The sequence below is a fragment of the Bacillus cereus group sp. BceL062 genome (assembly GCF_051780025.1).
Taxonomy (GTDB): domain Bacteria; phylum Bacillota; class Bacilli; order Bacillales; family Bacillaceae_G; genus Bacillus_A; species Bacillus_A toyonensis.
Window position 1 is genome coordinate 1 of sequence record NZ_JBPWGY010000054.1, and the last position, 520, is coordinate 520.

The window sequence follows — 520 nt, forward strand, 5'->3', positions numbered from 1 at the left end:
CATGCCCATCAACTTAATAAAAACAAATACCCCCAAGATGAAAATTCCGTTTATTTTTGACAGAAAACGGCTTATTTTTTCGTTTTGGGAAGTATCCGTTTCTTAAGTTGATAGTGATGTGGGGATAAATACTATAGGTCTTATGTGTGTATCTATGTAAATCGCCCCCTTACACTCATAAAGTGTAGTTAGAAATAGCATTGACAGTATTTCTTATGATAAAACGACAGTGAAACAGGTCTTTCTTTACTACTTCAAACCAAAAAGGATATTTGTACTATATTTGAATCGTTTTATGTTAAAATTATTCTGAATATTAATATTATTACCTAGGAGGATTATAAATGCTTACACCAGAACAAATCTCCAACTTATTTAGAAACTTTTCAGAAAAAGAATGTAAAGGGTCGAGCAATTTATATGAACATTTATCATTAAGAATTGCAGAAGATGAGGAAATCCTTACATTAGTGTCACATGCACAACCTGGTCAGCCAATTCCCAATCTATTACTTGGTGC

1 protein-coding gene is annotated in these 520 nt (G+C 32.1%); it reads left to right on the forward strand.

Features of this window, described 5'->3' with window-relative positions; translation table 11 throughout:
* Positions 1-344: 344 nt before the first annotated feature.
* The coding region (locus ACS2MN_RS30995) for a DUF2332 family protein (protein WP_438894976.1) at positions 345-520 on the forward strand (176 nt) is incomplete at its 3' end.